The organism is Pseudoalteromonas sp. SG41-5, from assembly GCF_014164495.1.
Lineage (GTDB): Bacteria > Pseudomonadota > Gammaproteobacteria > Enterobacterales > Alteromonadaceae > Pseudoalteromonas > Pseudoalteromonas rhizosphaerae.
Window position 1 is genome coordinate 1 of sequence record NZ_JACJFH010000094.1, and the last position, 20,440, is coordinate 20,440.

At 37.3% G+C, this 20,440-nt stretch carries 18 protein-coding genes and 1 pseudogene; 11 read left to right on the forward strand and 8 right to left on the reverse strand.

Annotated features, from left to right (window positions below; translation table 11 throughout):
• Positions 1–487: 487 nt before the first annotated feature.
• Entirely contained in the window at positions 488–2,596 is a 2,109-nt protein-coding gene (locus tag H5232_RS18845; protein WP_182831324.1) for a TonB-dependent siderophore receptor, read from the reverse strand.
• 240 nt (positions 2,597–2,836) lie between these two features.
• Between H5232_RS18845 and H5232_RS18850 the strand changes: the two genes are divergently transcribed.
• The 7 genes from H5232_RS18850 (at position 2,837) to H5232_RS18880 (ending at position 8,224) form a co-directional block, all read left to right on the forward strand.
• Positions 2,837–3,193, forward strand: a complete 357-nt coding sequence (locus H5232_RS18850; RefSeq protein WP_182719031.1) for an ankyrin repeat domain-containing protein — start codon at positions 2,837–2,839, stop codon at positions 3,191–3,193.
• Between the two features lie 454 nt (positions 3,194–3,647).
• On the forward strand, positions 3,648–4,826 hold the full coding sequence (locus tag H5232_RS18855) for an ankyrin repeat domain-containing protein (protein WP_182794669.1): 1,179 nt from the start codon (positions 3,648–3,650) through the stop codon (positions 4,824–4,826).
• Entirely contained in the window at positions 4,819–5,331 is a 513-nt protein-coding gene (locus tag H5232_RS18860; protein ID WP_182831325.1) for a hypothetical protein, read from the forward strand. The genes H5232_RS18855 and H5232_RS18860 overlap by 8 nt, the downstream gene beginning before the upstream one ends.
• A 14-nt stretch (positions 5,332–5,345) precedes the next feature.
• Complete coding sequence (locus H5232_RS18865) at positions 5,346–6,638, forward strand: ankyrin repeat domain-containing protein (protein WP_182831326.1); 1,293 nt, start codon at positions 5,346–5,348, stop codon at positions 6,636–6,638.
• A gap of 66 nt (positions 6,639–6,704) precedes the next feature.
• Positions 6,705–7,055: a hypothetical protein gene (locus tag H5232_RS18870; protein ID WP_182719026.1), complete on the forward strand. Its 351-nt coding sequence runs from the start codon at positions 6,705–6,707 to the stop codon at positions 7,053–7,055.
• Positions 7,056–7,087: 32 nt separating this feature from the next.
• Positions 7,088–7,651, forward strand: coding sequence for a hypothetical protein (locus tag H5232_RS18875; RefSeq protein WP_182831327.1), 564 nt, complete (start codon positions 7,088–7,090; stop codon positions 7,649–7,651).
• 69 nt (positions 7,652–7,720) lie between these two features.
• Positions 7,721–8,224 carry an endonuclease V gene (locus H5232_RS18880; RefSeq protein WP_182719024.1) on the forward strand — a complete coding sequence of 168 codons (504 nt, stop codon included), beginning with the start codon at positions 7,721–7,723 and terminating at the stop codon, positions 8,222–8,224.
• 118 nt (positions 8,225–8,342) lie between these two features.
• On the opposite strand, the pseudogene H5232_RS18885 reads toward H5232_RS18880, so the two are convergent.
• Positions 8,343–8,652 (reverse strand): annotated as a pseudogene (locus H5232_RS18885) (IS4 family transposase); the annotation flags it as partial.
• 130 nt (positions 8,653–8,782) lie between these two features.
• Between H5232_RS18885 and H5232_RS18890 the strand changes: the two are divergent.
• Entirely contained in the window at positions 8,783–9,844 is a 1,062-nt protein-coding gene (locus H5232_RS18890; RefSeq protein ID WP_182785126.1) for an SMI1/KNR4 family protein, read from the forward strand.
• A gap of 331 nt (positions 9,845–10,175) precedes the next feature.
• On the opposite strand, the gene H5232_RS18895 is transcribed toward H5232_RS18890, so the two are convergent.
• From H5232_RS18895 to H5232_RS18905, 3 genes are read right to left on the reverse strand one after another with little or no spacing between them, the layout of a single operon-like run.
• On the reverse strand, positions 10,176–10,922 hold the full coding sequence (locus tag H5232_RS18895; protein ID WP_182719022.1) for a DUF1266 domain-containing protein: 747 nt from the start codon (positions 10,920–10,922) through the stop codon (positions 10,176–10,178).
• Positions 10,912–13,014 (reverse strand): tetratricopeptide repeat protein, encoded by a 2,103-nt coding sequence (locus tag H5232_RS18900; protein WP_182719021.1) that lies wholly within the window; start codon positions 13,012–13,014, stop codon positions 10,912–10,914. Before H5232_RS18900 ends, H5232_RS18895 begins: the two co-directional genes overlap by 11 nt.
• A 43-nt stretch (positions 13,015–13,057) precedes the next feature.
• Positions 13,058–14,719 (reverse strand): Hsp70 family protein, encoded by a 1,662-nt coding sequence (locus H5232_RS18905; RefSeq protein ID WP_182719020.1) that lies wholly within the window; start codon positions 14,717–14,719, stop codon positions 13,058–13,060.
• 414 nt (positions 14,720–15,133) lie between these two features.
• Between H5232_RS18905 and H5232_RS18910 the strand changes: the two genes are divergently transcribed.
• Entirely contained in the window at positions 15,134–16,144 is a 1,011-nt protein-coding gene (locus tag H5232_RS18910) for an SMI1/KNR4 family protein (protein ID WP_182719019.1), read from the forward strand.
• Between the two features lie 73 nt (positions 16,145–16,217).
• On the opposite strand, the gene H5232_RS18915 is transcribed toward H5232_RS18910, so the two are convergent.
• Positions 16,218–17,207, reverse strand: coding sequence for a DNA-processing protein DprA (locus H5232_RS18915; RefSeq protein ID WP_220496094.1), 990 nt, complete (start codon positions 17,205–17,207; stop codon positions 16,218–16,220).
• Positions 17,208–17,337: 130 nt separating this feature from the next.
• On the reverse strand, positions 17,338–17,736 hold the full coding sequence (locus H5232_RS18920) for a hypothetical protein (RefSeq protein WP_182719018.1): 399 nt from the start codon (positions 17,734–17,736) through the stop codon (positions 17,338–17,340).
• Positions 17,737–17,979: 243 nt separating this feature from the next.
• Here H5232_RS18920 and H5232_RS18925 point away from each other — a divergent pair, with 243 nt between their 5' ends.
• Positions 17,980–18,672, forward strand: coding sequence for a hypothetical protein (locus H5232_RS18925; RefSeq protein ID WP_182719017.1), 693 nt, complete (start codon positions 17,980–17,982; stop codon positions 18,670–18,672).
• A gap of 106 nt (positions 18,673–18,778) precedes the next feature.
• Positions 18,779–19,057 (forward strand): hypothetical protein, encoded by a 279-nt coding sequence (locus H5232_RS18930; protein ID WP_182831328.1) that lies wholly within the window; start codon positions 18,779–18,781, stop codon positions 19,055–19,057.
• Here the strand turns inward: H5232_RS18930 and H5232_RS18935 are convergent.
• Positions 19,030–20,148 carry an ISAs1 family transposase gene (locus tag H5232_RS18935; RefSeq protein ID WP_182831329.1) on the reverse strand — a complete coding sequence of 373 codons (1,119 nt, stop codon included), beginning with the start codon at positions 20,146–20,148 and terminating at the stop codon, positions 19,030–19,032. The genes H5232_RS18930 and H5232_RS18935 overlap by 28 nt on opposite strands.
• Positions 20,149–20,440 lie beyond the last annotated feature (292 nt).

A 20,440-nucleotide genomic window follows, 5' to 3' on the forward strand; every position in this document is an offset into this window, starting at 1 on the left:
AGCAGCACAAGGCAGAGAGGAAATAGCAGAACTTTATAAGCAGCAAGGCCAAGCAACACTTTCTTGTTTAGATAGAGCCAGTGTTTTACAAAATAACTAATCTGATGTAATGGTCTGCTTCCGATACGGTGTTTATGTGTAATAATTTAATTGTTACACATAAACAAAACCTGCCTTTAATCTGTTGGACTATTTATTTTTAAATAGTTTTAAATTAAAAATAACTCTGTCACTTGGAAACCTGTAGTAACCTGTATTGTCTAAATTAAGCTTAAAGTGATGATAAAATTGGCTTTTCCCAGTCAACTTGATGTTTAGAACCCTTATTCAATGAATTTATTGCTGCCGTGTTACACAAAGTATTGTTTTATGCGGTTTTGTAATATAAGTCACGCAGTTAGCTACAAGTTAGTAAAGCCCAACTGACAATACACACGAGACCATTTAGCCGCAGTAGTACTGCGGCTAAATGGTTTTTTACTATAAATTAAAAGCTATATTCTAAGCTCAGCTTATAATTTACCGGCTCACCGGGTTGAGTCCAAATTGCAGAGTAAGAGTTTGAGTAATATTCTTTATCCAGAACGTTATTCACGTTTAACTGTAAACTCACATCATCATTAACGTTATAAGTTGCAAACAGGTTCACTAGCGTATACGAAGGTAAATAATATGTAGGATCAATCGTTTCACCTAAACGTTCACCTTCATACTGAACAGCTATACCAATAGTCGCATTTAAATCGATTAAGTCATTTAAATCTCTTTTAAGGCGCACATTTGCACTATGTTTAGGGATATTCAGTAATGGGCTGCCTTTTGGCAGTTTTACCCACCAATCTGTATTAACCGTATCGTTTGCTGTTTTTGCATCGATGTAAGTATAGGCAAAATCAAATGAGGTGCGCTCTGTAATATAACCGTGCAAATCAAACTCAGCCCCTTCGCTAGTTACCTCTCCTAATGCTGTCGACACACCCGCTTGCAGATCTGTAGTTAGCATATTGCTTTTTTCGGCGCTAAATACGGTAAAGCTACCATTTAGGGTATCGGTGCTAAATTTAATACCCGCCTCAATAGAGGTTGTGGATTCCGGCTTAAATGCATCACCGTTTATGTCGTAACCGCTGTTTGGCCTAAAACCTTCAGAGTAGCTGGTGTAATATTGTATATCGTCTGAGTAGGCGTACACTAAACCAACCCGTGGACTAAATGTACTTTGGTCACTCTTAGACTGACTTTGATTGATATGATTATCTATTTGCTGATCAAACCAATCATAACGGCCACCCACTTGCACTTTCCATTGCTCAGTGATGTCGATTTGATCTTGAATATAAACCCCGTAACTGTGCTGTACTTCAGTGCTGTTATATAAAAGTGAGCCTTCGGGTGCTGTTTGCCCATACACAGGGTTATACATATTGATTGCATAGCGCGTATCTTCAAGCGTAGGGCGGTATCTGTACCAGAGTTTATCAAAATCAAACTTGCTGGCGTCGGCACCTATTAATAAATGGTGGGTAAACCCAGCCGCTGTTACACTGCCACTAAGCTCGGTACGCGCAGAAATATTTTTAGTTTGAAAGTCACGCTCGTTATGTTGTCTACTTAAGGTTTCGCCATCAGTAAAATAAACCTGCCGCCCTGGTGCCAGTTCTGCATCGCTCGATTCGCTTATAAATTTAGAGTCGCTATAGCTAAACCCATTTAAAAGCGACCATTGCCCTATTTGGTGCTCAAAGGTAAGTTGATGAGAAATCGCATCAACCTCTGTTGGTTTATCACTTGGTTCACCTAAAAAAGTATCAATGGGTAATGCGTCTATCTTCCCGCCTACAGCGACAATCCCACGGTCAAACGTCACACTTTGGTCGACATATTCTAGTTCATAATTTAACTTTGTTGTGTCGGAAATTAACCATAATATTGAAGGCGTTATCACCGTTTTTTTATTTTCGTGGTAGTCTCTAAAGCTTTCACTTTCTTCAATCGCGCCGTTTACTCTAAAGGCGAGTTGTTCGGTAATTGCATTAGTGTAGTCGCCTTCACCGCGATAACTTTGCCAACTACCTGCGCTTATTTTTACAGAGCCTTGTTCTTCAAATTGTGGCTTTTTAGTAATAATGTTAATAGTACCACCAGGCTCAGAGCGGCCATAAAGTGCAGAGCCTGGGCCTTTCATCACTTCTACATAATCAATATTACTGGTATCACGGGTGCCGCTAAAACTTCGACCAGATGAAAAGCCATTAATTAAAAAGCCTGAAGGAATATTCTCATCACCTACTAAACCACGTATTGCAAAGCTTTCCCACAATCCACCAAAATCATTTTGTTCAGAAATACTCGGCGTTAAATCAAATATATCTGTGAGTGTGGTCACCCCTGCATCATCAAGGTTTTCTGCAGATATAAATTCAATACTTTGTGGTTGTTCACTTAAAGGCACATCGCCGCGAAAAGCTTGCCTAACACCCGAAACAGCTATTTTCTCAATGCTTGATGACGCCGTAGTTGCGTATACTGAAGGTGATAAAATTGCACTTATCGCAATTGAAAGCGCTGATATTTGGATTCGTTTAATTGTATTCATTCTATCTCTTAGATATAACACAGCTTAATCAATTAAGTTTGCACTCAAAAAAATTTTAAATGTAACCTACTAGGCAATTAGCTGAAGATGTAGGCAATAATAGTTATCATTTAGAATTCTATACAAACAAGGCAAAAAACGCTACCCTACTTGCAATAAATATTACAAAGTTATTAAAATACAATTTAAAGAAAAACGAAAATACTAACTTCAGCCAAATTATGGAATAAAATAAATTATATGAATATTTCAGGCAAAACAGAATTAATGTTAAGTATTGAGAATTTAAACCTAGACAAAATTAAGCAGTTCATATACTCCGAATATAAAAGTCTTGCTATAGATGATGAAATGTTTAAAAAAGACAGTACCGGGCGCTCCGCTATATATTATGCTGCTCTGCGAGGAGATGAAGATATCATTTGGTTTTTATTATCACTTCTACCCGGAACCGGTATTTTTTGTAAACGTGGGCAACTATTAGAATCAAAAGATAACCAAGGATTGACCCCAGAGGAGTTTGCTCAAGTAAATGGAAACGATAAAATATATAAGTTACTTTGTTCTGAAAGAATGAGGATCGAGTTTTTCGAATAAATTTCAGACACGCGTTATCAAAATGCCTTGGGCGACTAACTCTTTGTTACTTAAATGAGTATAGGTAAGGGGTTGTAAAAAACGCAGTAGTTTTACTTAATTTTCACTTCACCACCACATCTTAAACCAAGACGTTTTTATAATCCCAATAAAAATAAACCGCGAAATAAAATACCAAAGCAGGCTGAACAGCACACCAAAATAATTGACAACACCACGAACCGTTCATTCTTAACTCATAATAAGATTAAGTTCATAAACTGCTTGTGTAGTATTGAATTGCACACAAAAATGTAGTGTAACCAATTGAAAATATTTGTAATATATAAATTCATGGAGATGGCAACTTCAGCTCCTGCGCGGCTTTAGTCGCTTTCTCATCATGCTATTTCTTGCTAGTATAAAAATATTAATAACACGTTATACGCTACACTCATAATCGACAAGGAAAGATATGTCAGAATCATTTATTAAAGCATGCGCTGACGGTAATCGCCGTATTGCTCAGTTGCTATTATCACAAGAAAAAGACCTTGATCCTAATTATACTAATTCGCACGGCTGTACAGCATTGCACTATGCATCGGCTAACGGATACGTTGATATAATGTCCGAGCTATTGGAAAGTGGAGCAAAAATTGACTATGAAGATCATCAAGGTAGGACGGCTTTATTTATGGCTATAAAGGCTCGACAAAAGCCGGCAGCAGAGTTGCTACTTGAACTCGGAGCCCGTCCTGATATTAGTGATTACCAAGGTAATAGTCTACTTCACCTAATCGCCATAACAGGCCAAAATGCGTTATTAAGCCCTTTAATTGATGCCGGATTAGATATCAATTTAACCAATACAAATTCAGACAGTCCATTATTACTGGCGGTTAGTAATCGAAAACGTGATGTTGTAAGCAATTTATTAGATCAAGGCGCCGATATTGACCACAGTGACAAAAATGGTAATAACGCGTTATTGATAGCAACAGCATTAATCAATAAACACTTAGTCACTTTGCTACTAGAACACGGTAGCGATATAAATATCGCTAATGACGATGGCTATACACCGTTATTCATTGCCTGCACTAAACACAACAATATGCTTGTTAAATACCTGCTAGAGCAAGGTGCTGATCCGCTTATCGAATCTAATGAAGGCGTATCGTCTATTTGGCTTGCGTGTGCTAATAACCAAAAAGATATCGTCTCGGCATTTTTAAATGCAGGCGTCGATGTAAATTACAGTAAAAATACCAATAAAGAGTTTGTACTCAATTCATATTTAGACTTAGTTATCGAACAACTAAATTATAGTAATGATAACTATCATGCAATTAGCTGTGAAGGCGAAAGCCTAATACATGTTGCAGCTAAACAAGGTCACTTAAGTATGATTAAGCTATTACTTGAGAAAGAGGCTGATATTGATGCACTGGATGCCGCAGGTAGTAGCGCATTACATTATGCTGCTGTGGGCGGTAAAAAAGATATAGTGAAAGAATTAATAAAACACGGTTGCGATACATTGATTTATAACAAAGCTGAACAACAAGCTATTGATTATAGTAATCAAAAAGGGTTTAACGAAATAACTGAAATGTTATTAATAGCAAAACAGGCGCAACAAAATGGATAGAAAAGAACGCCCATTACTTGAAATAATCGCACGCGATATGAAAAAAGGTTATTGGAAAGCCGCCGATGCTGCACGCTACGCACCCATGCTATTTCCTCAAGTAGAACCCAGTGACCATGTTCGTAAAGCGGTTGCTGCGATTGCTCTGCAACAATCTCGCGCAGAGCAACTTAAAGCTCTGCAAGCACTCGTGATAAAAGAGCGTAGCAGTAAGGATTTTCTTAAAGAATTTGAAACGCTGCTTGGCAACAAGCGCGACCCACTCATGCCTGCAACTGACCAAGATAAAGACAGTGGCCACTTTCGCGACATCATTATGATGCTACTTGCAACGAATTTTGCATCACAAAAAAGTAGCGTCACTATCACTGCTGATTTAAGTGATTTGTATCAACGAGTTTATCCTCAACACACTGATGAATTTAGCACTGATGTCAGCGCAGAGGCTGTCGTCACAGAGTATATAATGGGTGCTCAATTAAAACTCGCACCTGATATAATTTAAAGCAAGGATGAGCAATGACATTGCACCAAGCACTTGAGTCGAAAGATTTTAAACTCGCCACACAACTAGCAAAGAGCCTCTGCAATAGCCACATCATACAAGCATTGAATGAGACGTTTGTTTTACAAAATCTACATGCCTATTGGCTTGCCTTGGATTTTTGGCTGCTATTAGATGAAAAAAATATCGTGTCGCTCGATTTGCTAAAAAATATGGGGGACGAGGAGGAAGTCGATTTTAATAACATTGATATTGAAAGTCTCATCAATTCAACAACCGAAAAACCAAAACTGAAAGTCGATCAAAAAAAATCATTTCCACTGCTAATATTAGAAAATGAATTAAGGTACTTTGAACATAAAAGCGAAGAAGAATGTGCCATATTAGTTAAATTTATAAACGCTTGTAGAAATTTAAATGCCAAAGGGGGAAAATTATTAACACAAGCGCTTTCACCTAACACACCACTGTCGATTCTCGATGCCTTAATTGAAAAGGGGTGTGACCCTATGTACGAGAATAACGCTCAACAAAACTTTCTTTTTAATATAGTGAAATGGCGTAAACAAGTAGACATAGATACGTTTAAAAAATATCTAACCTATTTTATAGACCAAGGATTAGATATTAATCACCGTGATGTAATAGACGAAACCCCTATCATTGCTTTAATTAAATCAGGTGAAGCAACACAGCGTATAGACGTTATGATCGAGTTAGGCGCTGATATACATATTCAAAAAACGGATATTGATGGCTTTGATTTATTAGAAATAGCAGTTACAAGTTACACTCCCGATTTTGTGAGTGCTTTACTTAAGCATGGACTCGCTTTTGATTATGAAAAACAAGATAGAGAAGGCCATAGTGTATTATTTCGCTTTACAGACCATGGGGTTAGAAAAGATCAATTAACGCTATTTTCTTTATTACTACAGGGACAGCCTGATCTTTATCAGATTAATCACGACAGTAGATGTGAAAAGCATTACTCTACCCCAATGGAAAATTTAGTAACAGAAGCACACCCAGACGCATTAAAACTGGCGTTAGCTATGCTTCGACCAGACATCAACCAAACCGATGAGGAAGGTAACACACCTTTACACCTTGCTGCATCTAATTATGTACATGAAGCAGCCCGAGCGGTTGTTAATTTAGAACGAATAAAAATACTTATAGCGTATGGGGCTGATGTCAACACACTAAACAACAAGGAACAAACACCTGCAGCTTGTGCCAGTGATGATGATAAAAAGGCCGATATACTGGCATTTTTATTAGCAAAAGAACACCAAGCAAAGTGAAATACGAGATCTATAACTAAATAATAGTAATATTCGTATCCGAAGCTGATCATTAAGGATAAAAAGATGATAAAGCGTTTTCTAAGCTTACTTGTTTTATGCCCCTTACCTTTAATTGCTTGTCAATGGCAACCTGATGACTTAATCGGAAGCTACCGAAGTTTGGGGCACTCCTATTTTGATACCTTTGCACTAGAGAGAGAAGATATATTTCATTCATGGTTACACCAAAGGCCTGAAATGACGGCAAAGTGGCAGCTTGATAAAAATTGTATATTGGTAATACGCAGTGAACACTTAACACACCCAATCAAGCTCACCTTAATTGCATTAACAGTCAATAAAGCAGTGTTTAGTGATGGTCAAACTAAACAGCACTATCAACGCTTAAGTGCACAACAAAAAACAGCCAAGTAAATTAACCCTAGACACTAATTTAGAGATAACGAATGAGATTGACTAATTTAAAACACCTGAGTCTATACTTAATTTTGCTATTTAATATATTTGCTTTTCAAAGCTACGCCTCTGAGCCTGCTATTTTTCCAAAATACAGCAAAGCGTTAACTTTAGTTGAGCAAAATCCTGAGCTATATCGCTATCGTTTCAACGGGCCAATTACAATACGTGGACTACTCGTAATTCAGCTTGATATGGCAAGCCCAACTCAAGCAAGCGGCGATATTATCAACATCCGTATTATTCCAACTCGATTAGCGCGCAGTAAGTTGCCCGCTATCATTCATGGACGTTATACATCGTCGATTGAGGCTATTTTTATACGTTTATCAGCTCCCCAATTAGACGAACTATTTGCAGGTAAAGAAAACTGGCAACGTTTAAGTCATGGTACAGAAAGACTTATAAAGCAACCCGTAGAAGTCACATTTAATGATTTTAGCGCATCGGTAGAATGCGACAGCCGCACCTACACCGCAACCATTAACACCATAGCAGCTATAACAGATAAGCGAGTCGCTGCATTATCTAAGCTTGATATAAGCGGCTGTTAAGCCACCTTAAATTAAAGCCGTGATTATTAATAAAGCACTACGACACATATAATTTAACAGGAGTACACATTGATTTTTGCCATTGATTGCCAATATTACGACGACACAGCTATTGCTGCCGGTATCTTATTTGAAAACTGGCACGACGAAGAAATAACAGCAAAGCAAGTCAACACCATTGAAAATATTGCTCCCTATGAACCGGGGCAGTTTTATAAACGCGAGTTACCGTGTATTTTGTCCGTACTAAAATCTTTAGATACTCAACCAGATATCATCATTGTTGATGGCTATGTCACTTTAAGTAGTGCACAAAAGCCAGGTCTGGGCATGCACCTTTATGAAGCACTTGAACAACAGATTCCCGTTATTGGCGTAGCCAAAAGATCATTTGTCGATACACCAAAAGAAGCTGGAATTTTGCGAGGAAAAAGTGAAAATCCTCTTTATATAAGCAGTGTGGGAATTGATCTTGAACAAGCAAAAGAACACATACTGCACATGCATGGTAAAAATCGCCACCCAACCTTATTAAAATACGTTGACCAGCTAGCTAGAGGCATTGTTACCTAAAACGAATAGCAAAGGTATGGATGTAAAAACTGTGTAAATACCCGTTAGATATAGGGAACTAATTGCTCCTTAAATTCTATTATAGTAAGGATCAGATCCCGAGAGAGCCATACAGTTTTTATCTAAGCGACAAGCACTCACGGCAAGCCTTATTTAATTGCTGAAGTGCTTTTGAAAAGATTCTCAGTTTTATATTATAGCCAAATTTTTCAAAGTATTGCGCCCCAAGACTAAAGCCAGACAGCACTTTTCTATTTTTTAACGCGATCAATAACGTGACATTCAAGTGGCCTTTTTCATAGCAACGACAATGAGGTAAATAATAGCCATGACTGCGAAGCACCTTTAGTATATTTCAAGCTTACGCTGCTGCGAATAGCTTTTCCTCGAAGGTTATTCTTCTTTCTTTGTTTACGTTTTGATTTAAAAAAACTGCACACAACAATTGATTCTAAGCGACCTAACTTCTTTGATGCATATTTAGACTTGATACAAAGCTATATACGAATCATTTTTTTAGATAGACTATCAAGCATCTTTACAAGGAGGAAAATATAGATGCAATTTATAGACCCTTTTCCAGTCAAATGCGAGTTTTGTCAACACTTAGCTTATTATCCGTTAACCCCGCTTAAGGCTGAAAAAGCAGCCTGTACAGCTTGCAAAAAAGTTTTACGGCAGACACCTCGTGATCTTCGTAGATCCAGCCGTAAACATGGAATTGAAATTTGGCCTACAGCTCTTATATTTGAAGTTATGCTGCAGTTCGATATTGACTATGATTTGGTTAGCGACGATGAACTTAATGAGGAAACAACCCTATCAACATTTATTGAACTAATGCAAAGAGCTGATCCAAGTATTTCCGCGCGTGACCTACTTAACTTTGATATGTTAGACACTGCTCGCTCTACCTGTAATGAAGAACAATTACTAACGCTAAAGCTGGAGGAGCTGTCTTTACTGTCTCATCCTAAAGAGCCGTTACCAGACAATAATTCTCTTGCAGATCCAAATGTCAAAGGCATTGAGAAAAGTGAACTGCAAACGATGTATAAACAGCGTCGAAAAGCACGACAAACCCAAGATAAACTTACCCCGCGTCCTTCAGCTGAAGAATCCACCGTTGAAGTTAAGGCCCCTAATGCTAATAAATACTCTAACTTTTGGCAAAAACAAAGCGAAGAAAACCACGCGGATATAGATAAGCCATTAACCGATGAGGAAATTCAAAATACTGTGAATAATTTGGGATATACGCTACCCATACTCTATATACAGTTAATGAAAATACAAAATGGTGGCTATCCACAAAACACGCTCATTCAACTCAATGAAGAAAAACCATCTAACTATAGTATCAGCGAGTTTATTAGGCTAGATTCTATCGCTGCAGAAAGTGAATATATGAGAAACGAATGGGGTTATCCTGATATCGGGCTATATATTTGTAATTGCCCTTCGGCAGGGCACCACTTGGTTGCTTTAGATTACACTGAGTGCGGGCCTACAGGTGAGCCTACAGTGGTACATGTCGATCAAGAAAATGACTTTAAAATAACCATACTTGCTACAACTTTTGAGCAGTTCATTAGTGAACTACAATATGATGAAGATTAACCTCATGAAAAGTGTTATTACTTTAAAAGACTCTAACACTTTTTTGTATAACTAGCTTTTTAGATTGAGACACTATCAGCTCGCTGAGTGTGGTTTATGTTATTGGATTTACCTTTTGAGTTAATCTAGAACAAGCAAATTTAATGCAGTGCGCGCTACTTTAGCGCCCTCTATATTTTTTCAGCATTAATTAACTCAATAAGTAATTGACTATAAAAGCTAGAGCTTTAACGTATAAAGTCAAGATTTTATCTCTTTGGTTTTGTTACTAGTACGGGTTTACATGTTGTAATAAAAGCCACGTTAAGTGGCTTTTATTACAATGTTAGCGCTACAGGTCTATTTGCCAGTTGAGTTGACACCAAGGGTGGTTATCGTCAGCTAAAATTGATGTCAATTCTTCGATATCTAGCTTAATCTCTTGTTTTACTTCGAAAGCATCAGGGTAGCGTTCTGGTGGACCATCCATAGGTTTATCGAGTTTTACACCCACCCAAGTTAAGCGCCCTACTATGTGACTCATGGCTAACTCTTGCCAATCAGTAAATAATTGTTGCGCAATTTTACCTAGCACTAGCAAATAATACCAAGTTTCTTGTTCTGTAATTAAACCCGTAGTATACGCACACCGGCATAGAAATGCAGAACGACCCACATCAAAACCTTTAATCCCACAGTCAGATAATGAAACATTATGCTTTTGAGCCCATCCACTAACCATATATTCATTACTGTTTTTATCGTTGTTTCGATTCAAGTAAAAGTGTTCAATAAATAAATCATAACGCACACTTTCAATCAAACGGCTCATAAACTCGCTGCTACGAGCTGTATCTAAAAAAATATTTAATGTTTCAACTAAATCAGCTTTAGTATGTATACCATAACTATTTTTTAATACTTTTACATTGCCATTAATAATCGCTTGTAGTGGGTACGTTTCACTCTTATGTAATAAGCAATCCAGTGAGTAGCCATTTTGCATCGATAAGTAGCCTGATAAGCTGATTAACCATTGCTTTTGTTCATCGGTTAACGATTGACTTTGCAACATTAAGTCTTCTTGATTATTGTCCATCAACTCTCTCCTTTGTATCTTGCAATTGCTGGCATAAAGCTTTGCACTGCTGTGCATAAGGTAACCCTTGTTCGATAAGCGCTTCACAGCATTTAATAGCTGAATTTAAAGAATGAACGGCATATGGATGAGTATTATATTCGTGGGCAGCTTGTTGAAATGCAGCTAAAGCCGTGTCATATTGGTTTAACTCTAAAAGTGCGCACCCTTTAAAATAATATGCTTGTGGTGCTGCACGTAAACCTTTAATCGCTATATCAGCTAACATGATGCAGGTGTCAAAGTCTTGCTGGTCAAACGCGGCCTCCAAAAACTTTAAACAATCACGCGGGTTGTAAAGCATAAGTTGTTTAATTTCTTTTATATAATTAAGTACGTTACGTTGAAAATCATCAACAACACTTGTATCCGCATAAGCAACTAATTCGGTGTCACGAATATATAATATAGCCAGTGCAAAAATTTGCAGTGATTCAGTATGCCCAAGAGATTCTACTGGGCGCCTCACTGAATCGTCTTCTCGGGTTAGCTCAAGTATGTCCATTTCTTGCTCTGAGTAACAACGTGGTTTTGTTGAACCAGGGAAAAAATCCGTTTTATAGAAATCCTGAAAACTAGCAATATGCTCTTGTAATGTATCAACTAAAACTTCATATGTGATTAAATCGTAGCAATATCTTAATAAATCAACAACTAATGGCCATCCCCACAGCTGGCGTTGATTGTATAAATCAATAAACACTAAAAACTCAGAGTAGGCTTCTTCAAAACGGTGTAATTTACATAAGCAAAGCGCTTGTAAATAATTCGCTTGTTCTACAAATATCGGTTTGTATTGCTCGGTGATTGACAACGCATCCTGATATCGTCCATTTTCATACAGTAAGGTCGCAATTTTTATCGCGTTTTTAGCTTCATCAGCTCTCAACTCTCGAATATATCCGCGTCTTGCTGTAATTAATGCAACTTCAAGCTCCATATCACCAATAGCAGCTAGTTTTGCATCTAAATAAAGATATGCCTTTTCATAATTATTAAGCTTTAAATAACATAAACCAATATATTTGAACATTACCTTAGTACACAGTACGCGGTAATTATGTTCTTGCTTTAAATAAAGTGCGAGTGCAGCCTCATAATTTTTTAATTTATACTCAGCATGTGCTTGGTAATTTAACAGATCTTCCTCTGTTTGTGGAATTGTCAGAGGTTCAAGTATACGTTTAATGGCGCTATAGCTATTAAGCGTCCATAAATACTTAACTATATAATTATAAAGGGGAAAGTCATTTTTAAACTCAGGTCCAATTTGTTCAGCAACATTTTCTAAATCTTCTGTAGTCAATGTGTCGTATAAACATTTATCTTCAATATAGTTACGTATTTCAAGATGGCGTTGAAGATTTTTAAAATCAACATGTTCTGAAATACCGACCACTAAACCGTCATGTATTCTCTTTGGTAACGTTTTTATATAACCCGACAATGCAACCGCAATTTGACGCGTAGTATCATCGCCACTGATAGATAAGCTACCAGAAATACTTAAACTGGTATCTAAAAATGTCCAGATATTTTCAGGTAAAAAATAGTGTTTAGACAAAAAGTCGAGTAAGTTGACAGTCAACGCATTACTTTGATTAACATCCCAAAATATCGGCGCCGCGAACAACATTTTCCATTGTTCTAAATTGTGCCTAACTGAAATATCACTATAAAGCTGTGTTAAGGCAAGGTTGAGTTGGGATATTGTTTTAATAGTTGAAAATTCAACGAGTTCGTCGTCATCAGTCTCGTGATTGGAGCTAGGTGGTGGCTCCGAAAAAACTTCATCCTGTGTGTCTTCAATATCAGTATCTAGTTGCGGCTGAAATGCTTTAAGTGATGCATCGTGCCAACTAGCTGAATTATCATTTGCATCATCATCACTTTTTGAGATTTCTTCTAGTGCTTGATCATACGCTTTACGTAACGCTTTAAACTCTTCAGGGAATTCTGTTGGCGGAGTTTGTTTTAGTAACTGCGTATAAGCTAATTTTATAGCCCGCTTATCTTTAGTTGGTTCAATACCTAATAGTATCCAATGGTACATTTAGTTTACTCTTATGTTGTGGGCACAAATAATAGAATGCATGTTAATAAGAAATATTCAAAAACATTTTTATACGCTCTTTGGCAGCGTCAATTTTATGATTATCATGGGTTTCTAACGCGCGATCAAAAAGCCCAATGCTTTCACCAACCTTTCTACGTTTATCACCTAAGCTCTCTTGAAACATGCGATCGAGCTTTGCTTTAAAAGCAGTATTGGCAAGTTTATTTTTTGGGAGTATTTTTAAAGCTTGCAGTCTTGAAAATTGCTCTTGCAATTGATTTTGGTCAAGCTCTTTCACGTTCTCACCAACATAAGTACGATAGGTTTTTTCAGAATCCTTGTTTTTAACTTCCACTTCAATCACACCATTGAGATCATAAGTGTAAGTTATATAAAAAGACTGAATTTTGTTCAAAGGTTCAAGTGTAATGTCTAATGTACCCATTAATACATTATCTTTAGGTAGGTAATTTTCACCTTGATAAATGTTAATCAAAACACTTTCTTGACTTGGATGTCTAGAAAATAAAGAGCGCGTTTCACTGACCGGGATCGTAGAGTTACGCTCAATAATGGGTAAAAACTCAGGTTGGTTATGCTCGTTAGATATCTCAACGCCCAGTGTAAATGGGCAAACATCAGTCATGATTACATCTTTGAGCTGAATATTACGCTCGTTCATACTTGCTTGAATGGCAGCCCCAATAGCAATAGCATGATCTGGGTTGTATTGGATTTGTGTAATACGCGAAAATACATGATTAATTTGTTGACGAAAAATAGGCATGCGGGTCGCACCGCCGACAAAGATAAGACCTGCAATATCATCCATCGATAATTTTGCATCAGACATCGCTCTATGAATAGGAAACTTAATACGCTCAATTAAATCATGACAAATATGGCCGAAATCGTCTTCACTTAGGGTATAAGTTAAAACATCGCCTTTGTATTCAAAATCAAAACTGGCAGAGTCGTCTATGGTTAGCTGACATTTTAATTGATCACATAAAGACCATATATTTCTTCGCTCACTTTTGGCTAGACGGTACGGTTGGATATCATTTTTGCCAAATACATCGTCGACAATAGCTTGGGTAAAGTCATTACCACCGAGGTAATTATCGCCTCCAGAGGCGTGAATCTCAAAAATGTCATTAAACACTTCAATAACTGATACATCAAATGTTCCACCACCGAGATCAAGCACTAAATAAGTGTTATCTGAATCTTTATTATCTAATCCATATGCAAGGGCTGCGGCGGTTGGCTCGTTAATTAAGCGCTCAACCGTTAAACCAGCAAGTGAAGCCGCCTGCTGTGTAGCTTGCCGTTGTTTATTATTAAAGTAGGCTGGTACTGAAATAACAGCTTCAGTAATGGGTTGTTGTAAATATACTTCAGCTTGCTCTTTAAGGTGCTTAAGTAAAATAGCCGACAGCTCTATTGGGGTATAAGATTGTTCTTCTAATTGATAAACTTTATCTGTGCCCATAAAACGTTTAAATTCAGACACCGTCAACTCAGGATGAGTCGCTAAACGATCCCGCGCAGCTTGACCTACCAATACATAGTCATCTGAAAAACTCACAATAGAAGGCACTAGAACATTGCCCTCAGAGTCAGCGATAAGTTTAACACCACTATCTTGCCATACAGCAACAACACTGTGTGTCGTTCCCAGATCAATCCCTATCTTCATATTACTCCCCCGTTCATCGGAACATTCTTAAATCGTTTTATATATATTAAAACCACTATTTAAAAAATCACTTATTATACTAACATTGATTGTTATATGTAAAATCCATCAAAATAAGAAAGTGCAATAAAAAAGCCTATTTTTTCACTGCGTGTAATTCAGGCCAAAAAGATGTTCACCATGACAAATTAACCCACTATTAATCAAGGAGATAAGAACGAAAATATAACAGATAAAATGATTAATCTAAGAAATTAAAGATAACAAGAGCTCCATTAACTAATTAAAACGAGCTTAAACATATTCAAATATTAACATTAATCAATTGTAAGTTTTAAGCTATTTTAAATTAATACTGAGTTAATCTTACCGTGATATACTAAGTTTATTTTTTACTTTATTAATAAGATTCTCATGCAAAATATCTGTGCGTATAACGATACTTTAAAAACCAAAAAATGGCATGACCTTCATTTTCCAGCAATAGAAATCACCAATTTGCCGTCTTTTTCACAAGATGAAAGCTACATCTTTAGTGACTTACTTCATCAAGCAGTAAAAGATCGAACAGACCAAGATGTTCTCAAGCTTTTCTTAATAACACCTGATACTCAATTGAGTAATCATTTTTATATGGTTGCCTACTTACAAGATAAGACTATTTTTACCGCCGAAGTGCTCAACACCCCACTATTTTCACAATGGTTAACAACAATTGATAGAGAAAGAAGAAAAGGCGTAGAACCTAAATCTAAGCTGTATGATCTTGCCAGTAATAGTCTATCTAGTCGCCCAATATCAAGAGCGTTTGCTGAGCAAATATTCACACATACCGGTGAGTTTATTGATGAAAATATTCCTAATGCATTTAAAGCAGAAGAATTAGCGCAACAAAAAATAGATTACATCACCCCATTTATTAACTTTGATTCCCATGAAGACTTTTCTTTAGTAAAACAAAATTTAACTCAATTAGTTGAGTCTGAGGGATTAAAAATAATAGAGCCCATTGATAATAAAGCGATTTATCAACAATTTAAAACGCAAGCTGGTTTTGAGTTTCCCACTATTTTAAAAGACTTTTTAACACTGCATAATGGCATTGAAAAAACAGGTTTTATGAATGCACAGACCATACTAAAAGAATGGAGTGACTGGCAAACACCATATCAAAAATGGACGCAAGAGGACTTGCTCGATACTTACAGCAGTAACGATGGCACAGTACTGCCTTTATATTGCACCCCCTATTGGATCCCCTTTTTCGACCAAGGTTGTGGTAATTTTTATGCCATAGATCTTGCACCAAACAGTAAAGGAAAACCTGGGCAGGTAATTAGTTTTGGCGCAGACCAAGAAAGCGGCTATCTACAAGCGCATAGCTTAGCAGAACTCATTGCTGGTTTTATCCATAACGAAGATTAACAGCAACTTTTAACGACGTATCTTGGCCCATCGTTTAGTTGTAATGATGGGCTTTTTTATAAACTAAAACCTTTTACGTTGAAATAAAATCGTCTTGAAAGCTTAAGCTTTGTTGAACGACTTTACCGTTTGCTTGCATGTCGTCTTGAATATACTTTAACAGTCCATTCACGCAGATTGGCATTTCCCACGCGCTGGCACCGCGCTCCATTTCAGAGAACTTTAATTCAGGCCTTAAATTGGCTGTTCCAGGTAAGAACACATTAGCAATTTTTTTATTGTACTTATGTGCAAATGCGACAGTGTGAGCACTGCCACTTTTAATTTCCCACTCGATAGGTAGCAGCGTATTACAAAGCGCAGCCTGTATTCGATTTCGTCTAACAAAGTTTTCGGCACTGTATAATTGTTCAGGCAGGTATTCTGTTACTACTGTGCCACCACGATTTAATATTTGCGCTTTAAGTGTGTTAGAGCCTTTAGGAAACTCAACGTATATACCATTACCAAGAACCGCAACGGTGGGAATGTTATATTTTATCGATTCTGTATGTGCTATTTGATCGATACCCAAAGCTAAGCCACTGACTGTAACAAGCCCTTTATTTGCCAATGCTGCGATGACTATTTTCGCTAAAATTACACCATCTGTTGATGGCTTACGAGTACCTATCACTGATACGGATTTTTTATGTAAGTTTTCAATTGGACCCTGAACAAAAATCCAATGAGGTGCATCATCAATTTTCTTCAACTCTTGAGGAAAAAGCTCCTGCTCTCGGAACAAAAGTCTTACATTATCAGCATGAAGAGAACGTGCGCGCGCTAAGCCAATTGACCAAAGTTGTTGTTGATATGCTTGCCATTCAATATCATCAGGTAATGACACATTCAGGTGTTTAGAAATTTCATCAGCATTACTCGCTTTAAGTAAATTTTTAAAGCCTAAGCCTGACTCTGCTATTTTGTGTAATACCCAATACCCAACGCCGCTTAATGAAGTCAACGCGAGAAAAGCCACAGTTTCATTGCGCCAATAGCCTTTTTGCTGTTCTTTACTCAACGCCAAATTCCATACAACTGTTTAATTTAAAACGCGCTGATTTTTACAGTATTATCAATCAAAGGCAAGGTAAACCAACTGCCTCGGTTGGCACACCTAAAATGCCAAAGCGCTTGTTAAAAACGCAAACTTACTCGTTTAATAACTCATTAAGCGTTGTTATGTTTTTATCTTGCGATTCATAAATAGTATCAAATGGCTCACTTGACCAATCGCCGTGTTTACTTTGCCATGCAAACCAAGCAGATGAAATAAACTCAAACTCTTGCATTTCCTCCACCTCTTCACCGGCTAAAAAGTTAATTAACTGCGCTAACGTACAGTGCCCACTATCAACCAACGTTAACACCTCTGTTCCCATTAGCTCTGTGTCGTCATCAAGTAAAATGATAACAACCGATTCTACAATCAGTTCATACTCCTTATATTCCATTATTGGCGTAACGTATGACTCATCTTGATGGCCTAATAAAATACTGGCGTAATTATCACTAACTTGACCATTTTTAAAAACTAATTGTTGATTCATTTATTTATTTACCTTAACTGCCATGATCGACTTATCTTATTCTTTAAATTATCAAATTTTTGGGTTTAATTCACGACTTACACAATCAAAAATAAGCTCAACCTTAGAACATGGTATTAAATGATAAATAGAACCAAGCAAAAAGCAGCCTGTTTGCTAGAGGTTTTCGAATAGCTGCCCATTGTGGTTTATTAAAAAATATCATGCTAAATTAGAAAACTCTAAATCAAGGATGATGTATTTTTGCAACACTCAAATCTACCTAAGAATGTAAAGTTTCACATTAAAAATACCTATTTGCCAAATAAGGTAAAATTAAGGACTCAAGGCCACCTCAATATTATTGCAGTTAGGGCCATACTAACTTTCATCGTTCCATTTTGTGGTGTGGTTGGCTATTTTACTGAGTCAATATTTTATGGTATTTGCTTTGCTCCTTTATTTTTATCACTCGTTTTTGCTTACTCAAGAAGCCATTATTTAGTCCTTGATGTTGAAACTGGTAAAGCGTACAAAGAAAAATTATTTCTAGCTAAAGCCACATCAAAAAAGATTTTAAAAAATTTAAACGATGTTGAAGTTTTAGTGCAACAAATTCCAGGCCTTGCAGATAAGTATCAAATAGCGCTGTGCCATGAACGCTACACAATTGGCACCTACCAAGATACTCAAGCAGCAGCCGCGTTTTTAGCTAATCATTTTGGCTGTATACACACAGAAAAGGTAAATGAGTTTACAGAAAAAACAAACGTCAGCAGTAACACACCCGATTTAGACCAAAATGCACTCGATAATAGACCTGCAAGTACAGCAGATGATCCAGCTCTAAAAAGCGGCAAAGATATAACTTTCTGGGATACCAAATCATTAATTAAAATGATTCTCCTCCCCTTCATCTGTTTTATCATCATCGGACTAATAGCGATTACTTTATAAAATGAAATTTACAAAACTGACAAATCAACAAGCGCAAATCAAGCCATTTGCCACAAGTGCTGTTAACTTTATGGGCGCATTTATTTTATTTATAAGTTGTTTATGTATGTTTAGTGTAATAGATGGCGAATTTCCCTTGGTACCTTGGGCTGCTATTTCCACACTTGGCTTTTGTTGTACATTTGCTAATTACAAAATTAAAATTGATAAAGAAACAAAAAACATAATTATACGCGCCAAAAGCATTTACGTTATTAAAGCAGATTCAATTGCATTTGCGGATATACGCGGCATAGTGGTTGACGAAAAATTATTTAGTAAAAGGGATTACCGCCAGGGCAAGAGCATGAAAAAAGCCTATGATTTCAATACCTTTTCAAGGTAATCTGTACTGCGCATAGCTTTTTTCTGTTTTGCGGGCATGCCTTTATTAAAGCTTGTTTCTGCTTTTAGCTGATTAAATGCGATGTGTCTCAGCCCCGCAAATACAGGTGCTGCACCTTCACGCCTAATTCGGCAATCATCTTCTTTAAATCCGACATCTAAACGCCTATGTAATCCATTCTCTATTTGCCAATGTTGCCGTGCGGATCTTGCGAGTTCTTCCGCCGATAAATATGCTGAACTGATGTAGTATCTATAGCATAACTCATTGCTTACTTTGTTTTTTTCTTTCCTATAAGAAACAATAACTCCCACTGTTTTGGCATCTTTCCAATTGCTCGTTTCTGATAAATCACTTACGTTATGACTAACAGCACAACACCTGAATTCTTCTCTGTTTTTATGATAATCGGCTTCATTAAACAAAACTCCTTCGGACGCTTGTCGTGTGACCTCAGGTAATAAAGCATTCTCTATTTGTGACAGCAGTCCTTTATGGTTCGCTTTTACTGCAAGTAGGTAATCGGCTTGTTTATCCACTATTGTCTCTGCAATTGATTTTTGACACCCCATCGCGTCAATCGTGACTAAGCAGCCTTTTATCTCCAGTAATTCAAGAAGCTCTGGTAACGCTGTTATTTCATTCGACTTTTTATCAACAGGGCATTGCGCCAAAACAACACCATTTTCGCACGCAAATGCACTGACCATATAAAGTGCATCGCGCCTATCTGACTGATTAAATGAACCTTTCAATCGCTTACCATCAATCGCAACGACATCGCCCTGAGTTAATTTAGAACAGTCTTTCATCCAAGAAGAAAAAGAATCTTGAAACTGCATCATATCAATGCGACTCATCACACGAGCGATTGTGTCATGGCGAGGGATACCTTGCTCAAGAGGAACGTACTTCCTGAGCCAATCTAATCTATCATGGCCAAAATCTTCAATATCTTCCCAGCCTTGGCACCCAGATATGACAGCGCTGACAGCTAAGAATATGATATCAAAAAGTTTATGGACAACTTTACCCTGCTGGCGAGGGTCGTCAATTGATTCGAAATATTTAAATAGTTGAATATCAGGCATGGGGGCTCCTTAAAAAGGAGTATAAGATCATACTTTTAAGTCAAGGTAAAGTTCGTGATCTTGCCCTGCCCTTCCCCCGTCATCACGCCCTGAAAATAAGCAATTGATGAGTAATTCATTTCATGGATGAAATGAAAGCCATGCTTGCACATGGATGTGCTTTCATAGCGTTTACGTTCACATCAATTGTGCATTGAAGGATTAAGCGTGATGCTCGGGGCGCCGTGGGGTTCCTAGGGGCGGTCGGCGGCAGCCGCCCCTTGGTTGCCGCCAGCAAGCTAAACCTTGAATA

Coding starts and splice junctions, on each gene's coding strand:
- H5232_RS18930 (WP_182831328.1), top strand. CDS start 18,779: ATGTTTAGTGTAATAGATGGCGAATTTCCCTTGGTACCTTGGGCTGCT.
- H5232_RS18910 (WP_182719019.1), top strand. CDS start 15,134: ATGCAAAATATCTGTGCGTATAACGATACTTTAAAAACCAAAAAATGG.
- H5232_RS18870 (WP_182719026.1), top strand. CDS start 6,705: ATGATAAAGCGTTTTCTAAGCTTACTTGTTTTATGCCCCTTACCTTTA.
- H5232_RS18890 (WP_182785126.1), top strand. CDS start 8,783: ATGCAATTTATAGACCCTTTTCCAGTCAAATGCGAGTTTTGTCAACAC.
- H5232_RS18845 (WP_182831324.1), bottom strand. CDS start 2,596: ATGAATACAATTAAACGAATCCAAATATCAGCGCTTTCAATTGCGATA.
- H5232_RS18900 (WP_182719021.1), bottom strand. CDS start 13,014: ATGTACCATTGGATACTATTAGGTATTGAACCAACTAAAGATAAGCGG.
- H5232_RS18905 (WP_182719020.1), bottom strand. CDS start 14,719: ATGAAGATAGGGATTGATCTGGGAACGACACACAGTGTTGTTGCTGTA.
- H5232_RS18865 (WP_182831326.1), top strand. CDS start 5,346: ATGACATTGCACCAAGCACTTGAGTCGAAAGATTTTAAACTCGCCACA.
- H5232_RS18935 (WP_182831329.1), bottom strand. CDS start 20,148: ATGCCTGATATTCAACTATTTAAATATTTCGAATCAATTGACGACCCT.
- H5232_RS18850 (WP_182719031.1), top strand. CDS start 2,837: ATGAATATTTCAGGCAAAACAGAATTAATGTTAAGTATTGAGAATTTA.
- H5232_RS18855 (WP_182794669.1), top strand. CDS start 3,648: ATGTCAGAATCATTTATTAAAGCATGCGCTGACGGTAATCGCCGTATT.
- H5232_RS18920 (WP_182719018.1), bottom strand. CDS start 17,736: ATGAATCAACAATTAGTTTTTAAAAATGGTCAAGTTAGTGATAATTAC.
- H5232_RS18895 (WP_182719022.1), bottom strand. CDS start 10,922: ATGGACAATAATCAAGAAGACTTAATGTTGCAAAGTCAATCGTTAACC.
- H5232_RS18860 (WP_182831325.1), top strand. CDS start 4,819: ATGGATAGAAAAGAACGCCCATTACTTGAAATAATCGCACGCGATATG.
- H5232_RS18875 (WP_182831327.1), top strand. CDS start 7,088: ATGAGATTGACTAATTTAAAACACCTGAGTCTATACTTAATTTTGCTA.